The 17,963-nt window shown below is 45.8% G+C and carries 7 protein-coding genes; 6 read left to right on the top strand and 1 reads right to left on the bottom strand.

What is annotated here, in order from left to right; genetic code table 11:
• Positions 1 to 73: 73 nt before the first annotated feature.
• Positions 74 to 4,414: an amino acid adenylation domain-containing protein gene (locus QUB10_RS05170; protein WP_333200156.1), complete on the top strand. Its 4,341-nt coding sequence runs from the start codon at positions 74 to 76 to the stop codon at positions 4,412 to 4,414.
• A 59-nt stretch (positions 4,415 to 4,473) separates the two neighbouring features.
• Positions 4,474 to 5,865, top strand: coding sequence for an aspartate aminotransferase family protein (locus QUB10_RS05165; RefSeq protein ID WP_333200154.1), 1,392 nt, complete (start codon positions 4,474 to 4,476; stop codon positions 5,863 to 5,865).
• A 6-nt stretch (positions 5,866 to 5,871) separates the two neighbouring features.
• Here the strand turns inward: QUB10_RS05165 and QUB10_RS05160 are convergent, their stop codons facing one another.
• A complete protein-coding gene (locus tag QUB10_RS05160) occupies positions 5,872 to 6,393 on the bottom strand; it encodes a hypothetical protein (RefSeq protein ID WP_333200153.1) in 522 nt (173 codons plus the stop codon).
• A 424-nt stretch (positions 6,394 to 6,817) separates the two neighbouring features.
• On the opposite strand from QUB10_RS05160, the gene QUB10_RS05155 reads away from it, so the two are divergent.
• From QUB10_RS05155 to QUB10_RS05140, 4 genes are all read left to right on the top strand, one after another.
• Entirely contained in the window at positions 6,818 to 12,301 is a 5,484-nt protein-coding gene (locus tag QUB10_RS05155; RefSeq protein WP_333200151.1) for an AAA family ATPase, read from the top strand.
• Between the two features lie 133 nt (positions 12,302 to 12,434).
• On the top strand, positions 12,435 to 14,954 hold the full coding sequence (locus QUB10_RS05150; RefSeq protein ID WP_333200148.1) for a phosphodiester glycosidase family protein: 2,520 nt from the start codon (positions 12,435 to 12,437) through the stop codon (positions 14,952 to 14,954).
• Between the two features lie 240 nt (positions 14,955 to 15,194).
• Positions 15,195 to 16,688 carry a serine/threonine-protein kinase gene (locus QUB10_RS05145; protein ID WP_333200146.1) on the top strand — a complete coding sequence of 498 codons (1,494 nt, stop codon included), beginning with the start codon at positions 15,195 to 15,197 and terminating at the stop codon, positions 16,686 to 16,688.
• Between the two features lie 646 nt (positions 16,689 to 17,334).
• Positions 17,335 to 17,736, top strand: coding sequence for an endonuclease domain-containing protein (locus tag QUB10_RS05140; RefSeq protein WP_333200144.1), 402 nt, complete (start codon positions 17,335 to 17,337; stop codon positions 17,734 to 17,736).
• The last annotated feature ends 227 nt before the right edge of the window (positions 17,737 to 17,963 follow it).

Here is a 17,963-nt window from a genome sequence, read left to right as displayed (position 1 = left end):
TCGATCGGGCATAATATCATCTCTTCCAGGCAAAGGTAACGAGAATAAAGTAGTGCTTTAAGAAATAGGAACAATGCAAACAATTAATGGATTTCGGCTTTCACCCCAGCAAAAATATCTGTGGCTTTTGCAGCAAGACAGCGCTGCTTATCGCATTCAATCCGCTATTTCGATCGAGGGAAGTCTTCAAACTGATAACCTCAAGAAAGCTTTAGAAAAAGTTAGCGATCGCCACGAAATTATCCGCACAAGCTTTCAGGGAAAGGTCGGGCTAAAAATTCCTATACAAGTTATCTCCGAACATAGCTCTGTTTCGTGGAACTGGGTTAACTTGAGTGAAGTAAATCCCCAGGAGCAAGAAGCCAAAATAGAAGAGATTTTTCAGCAAGAAAAGAGCGCTTTCTTCAACTTCGATCGCAATCCTGTTTGGCACTTGTCTTTAATTACACTTTCATCTGAAAGGCATATTTTACTGGTTAGTTTGCCCGCACTGTGCGCCGATAGTCGCACACTAAAAAATCTGGTTCAAGAAATCAGCCAGTGCTATGCCGCCTGCCTTCACGGCGAAGAAATTACCGAGGAAGTTGTGCAATACATTCAATTTTCCGAATGGCAAAATGAATTGCTCGAAGATTCGGAAGCGGCGGAGGGCAAAGAATACTGGACTGGGCAGAATTTTTCAGGGCTAGCGAGTTTAAGGTTGCCGTTTGAAAATAGATTAATTAACGCGCCAGCTCAATTTACTCCCCAAGCTTTTGAGGTCAAATTAGAGTTAGCTTTGCTGGTTCAAGTGGAATATCTCGCCCGCCAGTACAACACCTCACTTTCTACATTCTTGCTCGCTTGCTGGAAAATTTTGCTCTGGCGGCTGATTGGCCAATCAGAGCTCGCTGTTAGCGTGGTATTCGACGGTCGAAAATACGAAGAATTAGAGCCAGCGCTTGGGCTGTTTGCCAAATTTTTACCGCTGCGAGGCCAACTAACAGAAAACTTTTCCTTCGCGGAAACTTTGCAGCAAATTCAGCAGGAAGAACGGGAAGCATACAAGTATCAAGAATATTTCTCCCACGAATATCTAGGCAACTCTTCCGGCTTTCCATTTGGTTTCGAGTTTGAGGAACAGCTCGAAAAGCATTCGGCTAGTGGCGTAGTTTTTTCGATTTACAAGCAGTATGCGTGCTGCGATCGCTTCAAAGTTAAACTCTCTTGCCACCGCCAAAATGACTCGCTCGCCGCTGAGTTTCACTACGATCCTATCTTCCTTGCAGACAACAGTATCCGGTGCTTGGCAGAGCAATTTTACGCCTTGGTGCAAAGTGTAGCCAGTAACCCACAAACCGCGATCGGCAAGCTCGAAATGCTGAGCGATCGCGCCAGACATCAATTATTAGTAGAATTCAACAGCACAAAAGCAGATTACCCGCTCGATAAGTGCGTGCACCAGCTCTTTGAAGAACAAGCAGAGCGATCGCCGCACCGCATAGCTGCTGTTTGTGAAAATCAGCAAATTACCTACAGCGAACTCAACGCCCGCGCTAACCAAATCGCCCATTACTTGCAGCAATTAGGTGTCAAGCCAGAGGTGATTGTCGGCCTTTGCGTCGATCGCTCTTTAGAGGCGATCGCTGGAATTCTAGGCATCCTCAAAGCAGGTGGCGCGTACCTACCGCTCGACCCAGCCATGCCCAAAGAGCGCCTAGCATTGATGTTGCAAAACGCTCAGACTCCTGTGCTGTTAACCCAACAGCAGCTCATCAAAAATTTGCCTGAAACTCAGGCATATATCGTCTGCTTAGATACAGACATTCCCTCTTTTTCTCCTACTACTTTCGTCTCTGCTTCTGGTGAAAATTTAGCTTACATTATCTATACCTCCGGTTCCACCGGCACCCCCAAAGGAGTCGCTATTGAACACCGACAACTGCTCAATTACCTGCACGGAGTTCAGGAAAAATTAAACCTGCCATCAGGTGCCAATTATGCCACCGTTTCTACCTTCGCAGCAGACTTAGGACACACTGTTATTTTTCCCGCTTTGTGTTCGGGTGGATGCCTGCACATCATCTCTCAAGAACGCGCAACAGATACTCAAGCAATGGCCGCTTATTTTCAGCAACATTCTATCGATTGTCTGAAAATTGTTCCCTCTCACTTAAAAGCTTTGTTGAGCGCTGATAACGCCTCGCAAATATTACCGAAAAAGCGATTAATTCTCGGCGGTGAGCCTTTGATGTGGAATTTAATTGAAACAATTCAGAAATACAATCCCGACTGCTCGATCTTCAACCATTACGGGCCGACAGAAACAACTGTAGGCGTGCTGACTTATCAGGTAAAAATGCAGGGTGATCGCATTTCCCAGACAGTTCCTTTAGGTCGCCCACTACCCAACACGCAGATTTATTTGCTCGATTCGCACTTGCAGCCGGTTCCTGTAGGGGTAGCAGGTGAATTATATATTGCTGGGGCGGGATTGGCTCGCGGCTATCTAAACCAACCGGAGCTCACCGCAGAAAAATTCATTTGCAAGTCATTGACTCAGGAACCGGAAACTCGACTTTACAAAACTGGCGACTTAGCTCGCTATTTGCCAGACGGAAATATAGAATTTATCGATCGCGTCGATGACCAAGTAAAGCTGCGAGGTTTCCGCATTGAATTAGGGGAAATTGAGGCGGGGCTGTCTCATCATCCCTCTGTACGCGAGGCAGCCGTTTTACTTCAGGAAAATGAACCGGGAAATCAGCGTTTAGTCGCCTATATCGTTTCTCACTCAAAACTCAGCGTTCAGGACTCACAACTGATTGAAAGCCTGCGTTCATTCCTCAAAGAAAAGCTGCCCGAATACATGATACCTTCTGCTTTTGTGGTTCTGAAAGCACTGCCACTGACTCCCAATGGCAAAATAGACCGTCAAGCCCTTCCTGCACCGTCCATAGCAGCCAATTTTACAGATACGTTTGTAGGCCCTCGCACTCCCGGTGAGGAGATTCTTGCCGGAATTTGGAGCCAGCTTCTCAACCTTAAAAAGGTAGGAATTCACGACAATTTCTTTGACTTGGGGGGACACTCATTACTGATTACTCAGTTGTTAGCCAAAGTGCGAGAATCTTTTCAGGTGGAATTGCCTTTGCGCGTTTTGTTTGAAGCTCCTACTGTAGCTGGTTTAGCTCAAAAAATCGAAATGCAACAAGGGGGCAACACAGCGGGCGATCGCCCCTCGAATTTCGATATTAACGCTGAAGTTGTTTTAGATCCGGCAATTCGCCCTACAACTCCATTGAGCGAGCAAAAAACTGAACCAGCTTGCATTCTCTTAACAGGGGCGACGGGCTTTTTGGGAGCCTTTTTACTCCGCGATCTCTTGCAACAAACTCAAGCAGAAATTTATTGCCTAGTCCGTTCTGCCGATTCAGAATCAGCTAAAAAGCGGATTCAAAGCAGCCTCGAATCCTATTTAATTTGGGATGAAAGCAGCAGCGATCGCATTATCCCAATTGCTGGAGATTTGTCTCAACCACTTTTGGGGCTTTCCGAGGAGCAGTTCCAAGTTTTAGCCAGTAAAATTGATGTCATTTACCACAATGGCGCGTTTGTCAAGTTTACTTATCCCTACTCGGTTCTCAAACCCGCTAACGTTTTGGGGACGCAGGAAGTTCTGAGATTGGCGAGTCAAAGTAAGCTAAAACCAGTCCATTTAATTTCTACGATTTCCGTTTTCTCGGCAATGGGAGAATCTGGGATTAAGGTGGTGCGAGAGGAGGATGAACTCACTCCGGGAGAGGGTCTGAAAGGCGCTTACACTCAGACTAAATGGGTGGCAGAAAAGTTAGTAGAGGTCGCGCGCGATCGCGGCATTCCTGTTAGCATTTACAGGCCAGGTCGCATTTCTGGGGACAGCAAAACAGGGGCCTGCAATCCCAGTGACTTACTGTACAGGTTAATCGCTGGTTGCGTGCAACTTGGATGTGCGCCCGATGGTGATAAGCTGATGAATGTAGCGCCTGTTGACTATGTGAGCCGAGCGATCGTTCATCTTTCGAGCCAAAAAGAATTGCTCGGAAAAACTTTTCATTTAGTCAACAGTCAGTCCTTTCAAATGAGTGAATTGCTTGGCTGGATTGGCTCAATGGGTTATCCAATCAAACGAGTTTCTTCTGAGGCTTGGCAAGCAGAAATAATCAATCGCGCTGGATATTCTCCCGATCATGCTTTGTACCCGCTAGTCGGTCTTTTTTCCGAAAAAGTTTCTGAAGCGGAAATGCCACAATCAGGAACGCTACATTTCGATTGCCAAAATACGCTAGATGGACTTGCTACCACTGACATCACCTGTCCGCAAGCGGATGCGAATTTGTTTCGCACTTACTTTTCCTATCTCGCCGATTCTGGCTTGATAGGTAGCCGCAATTAAAACCTGTAAGGGCGCAAAGCATTGCGATCCTACCTGACTCAAACTCTGGAGAATTCAAAATGAACGAACAATTGCAGCAAAGACACATGAAAGCGCTGATAGAGCGCTACACCGATCGCACAAAGACCTCTAAGAATTTCGCGCAAAAATACCGTCCGGTTCTCGCTGACAATCGGGCTTCAGATGGGTTTCGCTTGCCCGTCAAGGAGATGTTTTATCCCATTGTCGCCGAGCGATCGCTGGGTTCTAAAATGTGGGATGTTGATGGCAACGAATACATCGATATCACAATGGGATTTGGCATCAATCTTTTCGGTCATAATCCGCCCTTTATTAAAGAAGCCCTATTAGAGCAACTCGATCGCGGCGTACAAATTGGCCCACAAGCAGACCTTGCCGGAGAAGTTGCGGAATTAATCTGCGAACTGACGGGGATGGAGCGCGTCGCTTTTTCTAATACTGGCACCGAAGCGGTGATGGCAGCCCTACGATTAGCTAGAGCGGCAACTAAACGCAATAAAATTGCTTTGTTTTCGGGTTCTTATCACGGTCATTTTGACGGAACTCTGGCAGTTGTAAAAAACATAAATGGCGATTTACGCACCATTCCCAAAGCGCCAGGAATTCCCGCTAATTTTATTGAAGATGTTTTAGTTTTGGATTACGGAAGCCCTCATGCCCTGGAAATTATCAAAGCTCATCAGCACGAATTAGCGGCGGTTCTCGTGGAGCCGGTGCAAAGCCGCCGTCTCGATTTGCAACCCAAAGAATTTCTCCAGCAACTCAGGCAATTAACAAAAGAATCAGAAATTGCGCTGATTTTTGATGAAATGGTCACTGGTTTCCGAATTCATCAAGGCGGCGCGCAGGCGTGGTTTGGCATTGAGGCAGATATTGCAACTTACGGTAAAATTGTCGGGGGCGGTATGCCCATTGGAGTTATCGCTGGAAAAGCTGCTTATATGGATAAAATTGACGGCGGTTTGTGGAACTACGGCGATGATTCCTACCCCCAGGTAAAAACAACAATTTTTGCCGGCACTTTTTGCAAGCACCCACTTGCTCTGGCCGCTGCGCGTTCCGTGCTGCGCTATCTTAAAAGTCAAGGCCCAGCCCTTCAGCAGCAGTTGAATCAGCGAACTTCGCAGCTAGTTGAAACCCTGAATGCTTATTTCAAAGAAAATGAAGTCTCTGTCTGGCTTGTAAATTTCGGCTCGCAATTTCGCGCTGTTGCCTCGGTTGAGATAGATCCGCTACTTTTTCACTTACTCGAAAAGCGTATTTTCATATCTGAAGGTCGTAGCTGCTTTCTCTCCACTGCTCACACTCATGAAGACACAGAGCGCATTATTCAGGCGGTTAAAGAGACTATTCAAGAAATGCGCGAAGGAGGCTTTTTCCCGGTTTCTTTTCACCCCCAAGCAGAAGTTTTTTCAATCGCCAGCAAGTAAAACTCGCTAGTAAATTATTAAAGGGTTACAAAGCACACGATCGCACCCATTACTTACTATTGAGACTGCGATCCTTTGGCTTGGTTCTACAACAAAGTCTGGGGCGAAGAACTTAGCAAGCTGGCACTTCACCTTGTGGAAAAATTGCTGCTGGCACATCTTTGCCACTTGCGATCGCAAAGCTTCAAAAAAGCCGATCCAAGCTGAAACGGAACTTCCCCGCTTTTGGGGGCGTTCGGGAGGCTGTATTTCTTCAGAGGGCGACAACGAGGCTAAAGTGCTTGCCCGCATTCGCTTTATGGCTCTCAAGCCCTTCTGATAAAATGACTTTTTATTGCGAACTAAACTCTGTATGGACTCTACCCACTCCTGACAAGAGTCAACAGCGATTAGCCAATTGTTATCATACAAACCAACCCAAAAGTTGCTATATCTTCTTCTAGTTTTACCTATCTCTTGAATCCGACCAACATATTTCTTTTGTCCCTGAAAATTGGTTTTTTTTCCCTGTAACCAGGCTCCAGTCATAGCTAAAGCAATTAAAATCATGGTTGGCAATCAATTGATCGGGTGATGCTTGACAACCCTCCCGATTATATCCTCCTGTTTTACAGTCTTTAAACATTGCTTCGATGCCGTAACGTTGACCGTAAACTCCGAGATCGCTTTTCAAATCTGGGTTCTTCGTTACTTACTATGCTAAATCAATAGTTAAAGCAGTAAAATCAATTGAACAAATATGTCAAAATGCCAATCAAGTCCTTGTCAGGCTTGACATTTAAGCTATAGCCTTTCTCAGTAACATGAGGTGCTCATAGGGCTCCGTGGGCATAGGGCATAAGGCATAGGGCATAGGGCATAGGACTCGCCCCCATACCTCACAACGCTTGAGAAGCGCTATATTAACTCTAAAAAGCTTCTGGCTTGACAGAAACAGTAGGAATAGGTAGGTATGGCTAGCATAACAAATATTTTTCGAGGATATCAGATTAACGAGCAAATATACGCAGGCAATCGAACTCTAGTTTATCGTGGCCGTCGGTCTTCCGATCAGCAGCCCGTAGTGATCAAACTGCTGCGAAATGACTTTCCTCGCTTCCACGAACTGGTTCACTTCCGCAATCAGTTTGTCATTACTAAAAACTTAGAGATACCCGGCACTGTCAAGGCATACAGCCTGGAGACTTACCATAACCAGTATGCTCTGGTGATGGAAGACTTTGGCGGAATTTCCTTATGTAGCTACCTCGCTAGTCTGGTGTTCGCCAGCAACGAACCTCTGGAAGGGTTGCCCATTAACGAGTTTCTTCCCATTGCCATTCAAATTGCCAACTCCCTCGATGGACTTTATCGCCACCACGTCATCCATAAAGACCTCAAACCGGCGAACATTTTAATTAACCCTGTCAGCAAACAAGTGAAGCTGATTGACTTCAGCATCGCTTCCCTGTTGCCGCGCCAAACCCAAGAAATTCAGAATCCCAACCTCATTGAAGGCACTTTAGCTTACATATCTCCCGAACAAACTGGGCGAATGAACCGAGGCATTGATTACCGCACAGATTTCTACTCTCTGGGAGTTACATTCTACGAACTGCTGACGAGACAGTTGCCTTTCCAAAGCGAAGATCCGATAGAGTTAGTACACTGTCACCTTGCCAAGCAGCCTATTCCAGTCCATCACCTTAACAAAAGCGTTCCCTTGGTGCTGTCTGAAATTGTTAGCAAACTGATGGCGAAGAATGCTGAAGATAGGTATCAAAGTGCGATCGGACTCAAGTTTGATTTGGAAACTTGTTTGTACCAGTGGCAAGAGACAGGAGCGCTGATTAACTTTAAAATAGGGGAGCGAGATTTGTGCGATCGCTTCATCATTCCCGAAAAATTATATGGTAGAGAGAGGGAAGTATTCTCCCTACTAGCAGCCTTCGATCGCGTGAGTGGAGGAAGCGCGGAAATGATGCTGGTGGCTGGCTTCTCAGGTATTGGCAAAACCGCCGTCGTCAACGAAGTTCACAAACCGATTGTCGCAGCTAGAGGCTACTTCATCAAAGGCAAATTCGACCAATTTGGCCGCAGCCAACCCTTCTCAGCTTTTGTACAAGCTTTTCGCGATTTAATGAAGCAATTGCTGAGCGAAACAGATGCTAAAGTTGAGCAGTGGAAGACTCAAATCCTGGCAGCATTGGGCGAGAATGCTCAGGTAATCGTTGAGGTAATTCCCGAACTAGAGCAGATTATCGGAGAGCAACCTCCCGCACCAGAACTCGTCGCCAGTGCTGCCCAAAATCGCTTCAATCGCTTATTAGAGAAGTTCATTCAACTCTTCACAACCAAAGAACATCCCCTCGTTATCTTCTTAGACGACTTGCAATGGGCAGACTCAGCCTCATTAAAGTTGATTCAACTTTTGACGAGCGATGGCGATCGGCGGTATCTCTTGTTAATTGGAGCGTATCGAGATAACGAAGTCAGTCCCGTACACCCTTTGGTGCTGACATTATCCGACATTCAACAAACCGGAGCCACAGTCAACACCATTACCCTCGCGCCGCTCGATCGCTCGGAGTTGAATTGTCTGATTGCCGATACCTTAGCTTGTTCTACAACATTGGCTCTGCCTTTGACAGAACTCGTTTATCAGAAAACCCAAGGCAATCCCTTTTTTAGCACACAATTCCTCAAATCTTTGCATGAAGATGAGATAATTGAATTTAATTTTGAATCTCGGTATTGGCAGTGCGATATCGCTAGAGTGCGAACATTGGCACTAACGGATGATGTAGTAGAATTCATGGCCGTTCAGTTGCGAAAGTTGCCAATCAGGACACAGGAAGTTTTAAAGTTAGCTGCTTGTATTGGCAATCAGTTCGATTTGGCGACCTTAGCAATTGTTGATGAAAATTCGCCAACAGAAACAGCAACAGCTTTGTGGAAAGCATTGCAAGAAGGGTTGATTTTACCAGTTAGCGATGTTTATAAATTTTATCAACAATCTAGTAAAGACTTAGCTGAGCCAGCGGCCCGGGAAGATACCCATCACTTATTAACTAGCCATGAACAATTAGCGAAATACAAGTTTTTGCATGACCGCGTACAGCAGGCTGCCTATTCTCTCATTCCCGAAGATCAAAAACGCTCGACCCACTTAAAGATAGGGCAACTGCTGTTTAAGGAAACATCGGAAGTCGAGCGGGAAGAAAGAATTTTTGAAATGGTTGACCATTTGAATATGGCGATTAAGCTGGTTAGCGATCGGGTGCAACGGCAAGAATATGCCCAGTTAAATCTAGTAGCTGGACGAAAAGCAAAAGCCGCAACAGCGTATGCTGCAGCCTTTGAGTGCTTGAGTAACGGAATTGAATTATTAGCAACGGATTGTTGGGACAGCCAGTACCAACTCACCTTAAACCTATATGAGGAAGCAGTTGAAGCGGCATTCCTGAGCGGTGAATTTGAACAAATGGATCAATGGGTGCAAATCGTGTTGCAGCAAGCCCGAACCTCTCTGGATACTGTGAAAGTTTATACAGTGCGAATTCAAAGTTACATCGCTCAGAATAATTTACCCTTAGCAGAACAGACTGCGCTGATTGTTCTCAAACAACTGGGCGTGGAATTTCCAGAGAATCCCAGCCCGGAAAAGGTTCAGCAAACGCAGGAAGAAACAAAACGCAAGTTCGCCAGCCACACGTTGGAAGAATTGATTAATCTTCCAGAGATGACCGACTCCTATTATCTGGCAGCCCTGCGAATTTTAGGCACGGTTGTGTCGGCTTCTTATCAGTCTGCATCTAAATTATTCCCGCTGATTGTGTGCAAGCCAATAGAACTATCTCTCACTTATGGAAATGCACCTACATCTGCTTTTAGTTATGCTTGGTATGGTTTAATTCATGCAGGAACAGGAGGTGATATTGATATCGGCTATCAATCAGGTGAGGTAGCTTTAGGTCTGCTAGATAATGTGAAAAGCAAAGAGTTGAAAACCAAAACCTACAACCTTGTTTATGGCTATGTCCGGCATTGGAAACGCTACCCCCAAGATTCTTTGCCATTTTTATTAGAAGCCCATCAAATTGCCCTAGAAGCAGGAGAATTAGAATATGCTGCCTATGGACTTTACAATTATACGGCGCTTTCTTTCTCTATGGGCAGAGACTTGGCGGAAATGGAGCGGGAGACAGAAACCTTCGATCGCGCTATTCATCAGATTCGTCAGGGAAACGCACTCAGTTTCGTGAAAATTTTTCGGCAGGCTGTTTTGAACTTGCGAGGCAAAACCGATAACCCCTGCCGTTTGGTTGGGGAAGCTTATGATGAAGACATCATGATACCGCAGCATCAAGCTAATAACGTGCAGTATGCGATTTGCAGCGTTTATCTCAACAAGTTGATTCTCGGTTATTTGTTTGAAAACTATCAACAAGCGCTGGAAAATGCCGTGCTAGCAGAGCAATATTCGGATGCTCTAACCGCAGGGCTTCAGTATTCGCTGATTTATTTCTATGGGTCTCTAACGTACTTAGCGGTGTATGCAGAGGCTGATGCGGAAAAACAAGCTGCACTCCTAGAAAAAGTAGCAGTAAATCAGGCAAAAAGCAAGCGATGGGCGGAGTATGCCCCTATGAATCACTTGCATAAGTTCTATTTGGTCGAGGCAGAGCGATATCGCGTTTTAGGACAGCAAGTTGAGGCGATGGATTTTTACGATCGCGCGATCGCTCTGGCTAAAGAAAACAAATACCTCAATGAAGAAGCTTTGGCAAATGAGCTGGCTGCAAAATTTTATTTACAATGGGGTAAAGAAAAAATTGCTCAACTTTATCTAATTGATGCCTACTATGCCTACTCTCGTTGGGGAGCTAAAGCGAAAATTGACGACATAGAACAACGCTATTCTCAATTGCTGGCTCCTATTTTGCAACATAATCAAGTTCGTTTGTTCGAGGCAGTGACCACCTCCCATGACACCTCATCTTCTAGCAAAAACCAAACAATTGCTGGAAGTACGAGTACCACAGTAATAGATTTACCAACTGTTATCAAAGCTTATCAAGCTTTGTCTAGCGAAATTAAGCTGGAACAATTGCTCACTACCCTGATGGAAGTGGCGATTCAGAATGCAGGCGCTCAAACAGGAGTATTAATTTTGAAAGAAGAGGAAAACTGGAAAATCGCCGTCCACTGTAGCGATAGCCAAGGCTGTATTCTGCAAGAAAATATTGGGATAGAGGACAGCGAATCAATTCCTCAGACTGTCATTAATTACGTCAAACGCACCCATAAAGCCCTAGTTTTCGATGATGTCAAGACAGAATTAATATTTGCTTCTGACCCCTATATAAAGCAGCAGCAACCTAAGAGCATCCTATGTACTCCGATTATCCATCAAGGCAAAATGATGGCAATTCTCTACTTGGAAAATAATCTGACGACGGGGGCATTCACTGGCGATCGCGTCGTCCTCCTCAACATCCTCTGCTCCCAAGCTGCGATCTCGCTGGAAAACGCCCGCTTGTATCAGGAATCTCAACAGCTTTATCAACAATCTCAGGATTATGCCCAAAAACTAGAGCAATCTATCCACAATCTCAAACAGATGCAGTTGCAATTGGTGCAGGGTGAGAAAATGTCGGCTCTGGGAAATTTAGTTGCAGGGGTAGCCCACGAAATTAACAATCCCGTAGGCTTTATCGCCGGCAACTTGCAACCGGCTATAGAATACGTGGGGGATTTATTCAATTTGATTGATTTGTATCAAGAAAAATTTCCCAATCCGGGAGGGGAAATTGAAGCCGAAATAGAGGATATGGACTTGGAGTATTTGCGAGAAGATTTGCCCAAATTGATTGGCTCAATGCAGGAGGGAGTCGATCGCATCCGCAATATCAGTACGAGTTTGAGAACGTTTTCGAGGGCTGATAGCGATCGACCAGTTTCTTTCAATATTCATGATGGACTTGAAAGCACTCTGCTAATTCTCAAGCACCGTTTAAAAGCCAGCGAGTTCCGCCCGGCCATTGAAGTTGTGAAAGAGTATGGTAACTTGCCCCTAGTGAAATGCTTTCCCGGACAGTTAAACCAGGTATTTATGAATGTACTGGCCAATGCCATTGATGCTCTGGAGGAGTCAAATAAGGGGCGCAGTTTTAGTGAAATTAAAGCCCTAGCTAATCAAATAACGGTTCAAACTGTTCTGAGCGAAGACAACAATCAGGTTTTGATTCGCATTAAGGATAATGGAGTGGGGATGTCAGTCGAAGTCAAGGAAAACATCTTTAACCACTTATTTACAACCAAGCCTGTGGGTCAAGGAACTGGATTAGGATTGTCGATCGCCCATCAAATTGTTGTAGAAAAACATGGAGGTACGTTACTGGTGAAGTCTTCTTTGGGGGAGGGTTCGGAGTTGGTGATTTCTATTCCGGGGTGAGCCTTTTGTAGTAGGGCTTGAGGGCAATTAGTGCGATCGGCTAAAAATATCGGATTTAGTAAGAAGAAACATACGGATTTTCCGGGTTTCTAAATCCCCATGCGTTTAGAAGTGAAATTGTGAGTTGTAAGCTGTGAAACGTAATTTTTTCTATTGGCGTCTAATATTGTCAGTCTCGATTTTACCCGTACTGGCGATCGCCCCGTCTTTAGTCGGGAATCAACCCGCAAGAGCACAAGAGGGGGAGATGGCTGGGTTGATTCATGCTTCGAGAGCCCGCCAGGGAATGAATTCCCTGGCTGATAGCGAAAGTCGGTTAAAACTTGCATCTTGCACCATTCTCAAAAACGGGCAAGATGCCCGTTCCACAAAGAGTGAATTTTCTTGTGGAACAGGCATCTTGCCTGTTGCTAAACAAGTAATTGAAAATGGTGCAATATCTCAGTTAAAACTTGCATCTTGCACCATTCTCAAGAACGGGCAAGATGCCCGTTCCACAAAGAGTGAATTTTCTTGTGGAACAGGCATCTTGCCTGTTGCTAAACAAGTAATTGAAAATGGTGCAATATCTCAGTTAAAACTTGCATCTTGCACCATTCTCAAGAACGGGCAAGATGCCCGTTCCACAAAGAGTGAATTTTCTTGTGGAACAGGCATCTTGCCTGTTGCTAAACAAGTAATTGAGAATAGTGCAACATCTCAGTTAAAACCGACTGAAATATTGACCGATAGTCCTCTTGAGAGGACTTCAGCTATGAGACAGGGGTTTCAACCCCTGTCGGACTATAGGTTTTTGACTCAATCCCTACCACCATCTTCGAGAATTATACAAGGCCGCCAAGTGTCCCTAAACGGCCGCATTCTCCCCCTAAGTTGGACTCAGCAGCCGGCAAACAGCACTTCTGGGAATTTCCGAACTTGGATTGCTGATGTTGGATTGATGCAAAGTGCGGGAGTGGATTTGCTTAGCAGCGCCGACAGTGCCAAACAACCGGTGCAGTGGTTTTCGGTATCTTTAACCGGTGCTCAAAGCTTAGCAGCGCGGGCAACAGGCCCGTATCGTTACTTAGATGTTACCGATTTTGCTAGACTTGCGGGCTGGGAGATATCTGCTGATGGGAATATTCTAAAAATTACTTCTCAAACTGCAAGTGTTACCGGAATTCGGCAAGCAGAAATAGAATCGGGCGATCGCATTGTAGTAGATCTCGATCGACCAACTCCGTGGCAAGTCAACTTTGTCAATAAACCAATCCCGTCGCCGACACCCACACCCAACCCCCCGGACGACCCCACAAAGCCCGCTATCCCACTGCCAAACCTCCGCCCAGCGCCAAACCTCGAAACACCAGACGACCCGACCAAACCCGCCCTGCCGCTGCAAATAACGCCCGCAGCGCCGATCGCCGGTCAAGAATGGTCGATCGCGATCGATGCCAAAGTCGTTCCCGCCATAATTCAGCAGACTTTCTCAACCAGCAAACAATTGCTATCACTAAAAGTCGAACCTGACGGCGTTCAAACCAAAGTCAAAGTGAAGATTCCTTTAGGTTGGCGGCCGCAAGTTTTCAGCCTGGGAAATCCCAATCGATTAGTTATCGACATTCGGCCAGATTCGTTAGTAGAAAAAAACATTGCTTGGGCGCCCGGTGTGCAGTGGCGGCAGCAGTATCAAAATTTAGGAACTGCTCGTTTTCCAGTAGTTTGGTTAGAAGTTAATCCGCGTCAAGCTGGTGTAAAAATTCGACCAATTCTCAGCAATCCGCCTGCCGATCAAGGCACTGCACCTTTATTGCAAACAGCAGAAGTTTCGGGTGCGGCTGCGGCGATTAATGCAGGTTTTTTCAATCGAATTAATCGCTTAGCTTTAGGGGCAATTCGGCGGGACAATAAATGGCTTTCTGGGCCGATTTTGAACCGGGGGGCGATCGGCTGGAACGATCGGGGAGAATTTATGATCGATCGTTTGACTTTGCAAGAAACTGTGATCACTTCGGCAAATCAAATTTTGCCGATTTCTCATCTCAATAGTGCCTACGTGCAATCGGGAATCGGTCGCTACACTCCTGATTGGGGAACAACTTATACTCCGCTGTCTGGCAATGAAATAGTTGTGACAGTTGCGGGCGATAGGGTTGTCAGCCAATCCCCCGGAGGTACGCCGGGAACAACAACTTTTCCCATTCCAGCTAACGGTTATATTTTGGTTTTACGTTCCGATTTTTCCCCTGCATCTGAACTATCCATCGGCACTTTATTGCGTTTAGAAACTAACACTTTTCCTGATGATTTTAACCGTTTTCCTTACATTCTCGGCGGCGGGCCTGTGTTGGTACAAAACAGTCAAGTTGTGCTGGATGCTAAGGCGGAAGGGTTTAGCGATGCCTATGTTAGACAGACAGCAATTAGAAGTGCGATCGGGCGAAATGCTGCGGGTAATTTGCTGATTGTAGCGGTGCACAATCGCGCGGGCGGGGCGGGGCCAAATTTCGCAGAACTGGCGCTGATATTGCAGCAAATGGGTGCTGTGGATGCTTTAAATTTGGATGGGGGAAGTTCGACGAGTTTGTATTTGGGAGGTAGTTTGCTCGATCGACCTCCGTCAACTGCTGCGAGAGTTCATAATGCGATCGGTATTTTCATTCAACCATAAACCGTCACGTTAAATAGTAGGGTGCGTCCGTGTGCGTTATCTTCTCAAAAATTGAGAATCTCCACACTGACGCACGTTACAAAAACGTTAAATCGTAAGGTGCGTCAGCACGAATCTTCACAACAATCAAGAATATCTGCACTCACTGATGCACTCTACAAATTAGAGCGTGCATCCAACAAACTCCCCCCGTCTCAGCTATAATCAAAACCATCCTCTCTACATCCTCACATACCCATCATGAGGCACTGGCCCCCCGGACAACAACTACACCAAGGCAAATACCTAATCGAAGAAATCCTCGGCGGCGGTGGATTCGGTGTCACCTACCGCGCTCAAAACCGCAAAGAAGGTAAAGTAGTCGCCATCAAAACCCTAAATGCCAACGTTCAAGGTAAGCCAAACTTTCGCGAATACCAAACCAAATTTGTCAACGAAGCTTTATCTTTAGCCCGGTGCAGCCATCCCCACGTTGTCCAAGTTTACGAAGTGTTTCCCGAAACAGTGGAAAATATCGAATTGTGGTGCATGGTGATGGAATTAATCGACGGATTTGACTTAGCTAGCCATCTCGAAGATAACGGCATTTTGTCGGAAGAAAAAGCTTTACCAATTATTCAGCAAGTGGGAAGCGCCCTGAGTTTTGTTCACCAGCAAGGATTTACTCACCTCGATGTTAAACCCCAAAATATTATGATAAGAACCCCCCCCAGCCCCCCCTTGGTAAGGGGGGGAGTAAGAGAAAATCCCCTCTTCTCTTCTTCGCCCCTTAGTAAGGGGGGCGAAATTTCTTCTCCCCCCCTTAGTAAGGGGGGCAAAATTTCTTCTTCCCCCCTTAATAAGGGGGGCCAGGGGGGTGCAGTTTTGATTGATTTTGGCTTAGCGCGACAGGTGACAGCACCGGGGAAATTGAGGACAAATAGCAATTCCGGGACTGAGTGTTACGCACCCATTGAATTATTAGAAAAACGCGCCGAACTTGGTGCTTATACTGATGTTTATTCCCTAGCAGCAACGCTTTATGTCATGTTGACTGGTGAGTTGCCGTTTCCGTCGCAATTCAGGAAGCAAAATATTCCTTTAACTCCGCCAAAGCAGCACAATTCAGAGATTAGCGACAGGGTGAATGCGGCGATTATCAAAGGGATGGAGTTGGAACCGCAAAATCGCCCGCAGTCGGTGCAGGAATGGTTGGATTTGCTGATACCAAAACCAGTGGCTGCTGAGACTACGCGGGTGATTTCAGCCGTGGGGATGGATTATATAAACTTGCGGAATTTATTGGCGGCTAAAAAGTGGAAAGAAGCCGATGAGGAAACGGCGAGAGTGATGTTGAAGGTGGCGGGTAGGGAGAAAGAAGAATGGCTGGATGTAGAACATATTGATAAATTCCCCTGCGAGGACTTGCGAACCATTGACCAACTTTGGGTAAAATACAGCAATGGGCGCTTCGGCTTTAGCGTGCAGAAGCGCATCTATCAAAGTTTGGGGGGAACCAGAGAATTTGATAGGGAGGTTTGGGATAAGTTTGGCGATCGGGTAGGCTGGAGAAAAAATAACCAATGGCTGCACTACTACTTTAAATACAAAGACCTCACTTTTTCAGAGAAAGCACCAGAAGCTCACTTCCCTGGGGGGTTTATATTGGGAGGGGGGTGGGTGGTAAAGAAAAATGTTGGTAGCTGGGTGCTGTTCTCTCCTCTCGCGTCGAGACTTGTAGACTGTAACATCTAAGCGTTTCAGCATTTCATAAAGATTTATAACAAAGCCCAAAACCACGAAGCCATGCCCTGTCTAGGTTTCCGACGGGGTTGTCGGGACATAACGAGCAAATAATCAAAGTAAAATCAATCTCAGAAACCGGGTTTCTGCGATAATTTATGTATCATCACCCAGATTCAGGAAGAAACCCGGTTTCTACCTCCCCACCAACAGCCTCCAAACTCCATAATTTAGAAACAAAATTTGTAGTTTGCATTAACAACCAAGACTAAGCAACCAACAATAAAACTCAAATAACTCTTGCTCCCCCCCTTACCAAGGGGGGGCTGGGGGGGTAAAAATATCAAACAACCAACTAAAAAACTCAAATAACTCTTACTCCCCCCCTTACCAAGGGGGGGCTGGGGGGGGTTAAATCCTAAACAACAAACGAACAAACTAAAAAAACGCTCTTACTCCCCCCCTTACCAAGGGGGGGCTGGGGGGGGTTAAAATCTAAACAACAAACGAACAAACTAAAAAAACGCTCTTACTCCCCCCCTTACCAAGGGGGGGCTGGGGGGGGTAAAAATATCAAACAACCAACAATAAAACTCAAATAACTCTTACTCCCCCCCTTAGCAAGGGGGGGCTGGGGGGGGTTAAATCCTATATAACAATGACAAAACTCTACAACAGAAGCTCAGAAAAATTCAAGCGGCAGAAGCTTCGCAGAGAAATGACAGAAGCTGAAAAGCAGCTATGGAAACGGATCAGAAACAGACAGCTTGAGAATTGTAAATTTCGCAGACAATATAGTGTAGCAGCATTTGTGCTAGATTTCTACTCGCCCGAAATCAAGTTAGCACTAGAAGTTGATGGTGACAGCCATTTTGTGGATGGCGCTGTAGAATATGATGCAGAAAGGCAAGAGTTTATTGAAGCGGCAAGGATTAATTTTTTGAGGTTTACTAATGAGGATGTTTATCATAATTTGGATGGGGTTTTAGAGGTTATTGTAGAGGGGATTAAATCGTTGAGAACATCGGGTGTTTTACCCCCCCCAGCCCCCCCTTGCTAAGGGGGGGAGTTAGAGTTAATTTCTTGCTAAGGGCGGGAGTTAGAGTTAGGTAGATTAGATTTAATCGCTGAGAACATCGGGCGTTTTACCCCCCCCAGCCCCCCCTTGCTAAGGGGGGGAGTAAGAGTTAATTTCTTGCTAAGGGCGGGAGTTAGAGTTAGGAGGGTAGATTAGATTTAATCGTTTATAACATCGGGCGTTTTACCCCCCCAGCCCCCCCTTGCTAA

The organism is Microcoleus sp. B5-D4, assembly GCF_036705145.1.
GTDB lineage: Bacteria > Cyanobacteriota > Cyanobacteriia > Cyanobacteriales > Microcoleaceae > Microcoleus.
This window is presented reverse-complemented; position numbering and strand designations above follow the sequence as displayed.

Excerpts from the sequence above, each read along its gene's own strand:
- QUB10_RS05170 (WP_333200156.1), top strand. The coding sequence starts at position 74 with ATGCAAACAATTAATGGATTTCGGCTTTCACCCCAGCAAAAATATCTG.
- QUB10_RS05155 (WP_333200151.1), top strand. The coding sequence starts at position 6,818 with ATGGCTAGCATAACAAATATTTTTCGAGGATATCAGATTAACGAGCAA.
- QUB10_RS05140 (WP_333200144.1), top strand. The coding sequence starts at position 17,335 with ATGACAAAACTCTACAACAGAAGCTCAGAAAAATTCAAGCGGCAGAAG.
- QUB10_RS05160 (WP_333200153.1), bottom strand. The coding sequence starts at position 6,393 with ATGACTGGAGCCTGGTTACAGGGAAAAAAAACCAATTTTCAGGGACAA.
- QUB10_RS05145 (WP_333200146.1), top strand. The coding sequence starts at position 15,195 with ATGAGGCACTGGCCCCCCGGACAACAACTACACCAAGGCAAATACCTA.
- QUB10_RS05165 (WP_333200154.1), top strand. The coding sequence starts at position 4,474 with ATGAACGAACAATTGCAGCAAAGACACATGAAAGCGCTGATAGAGCGC.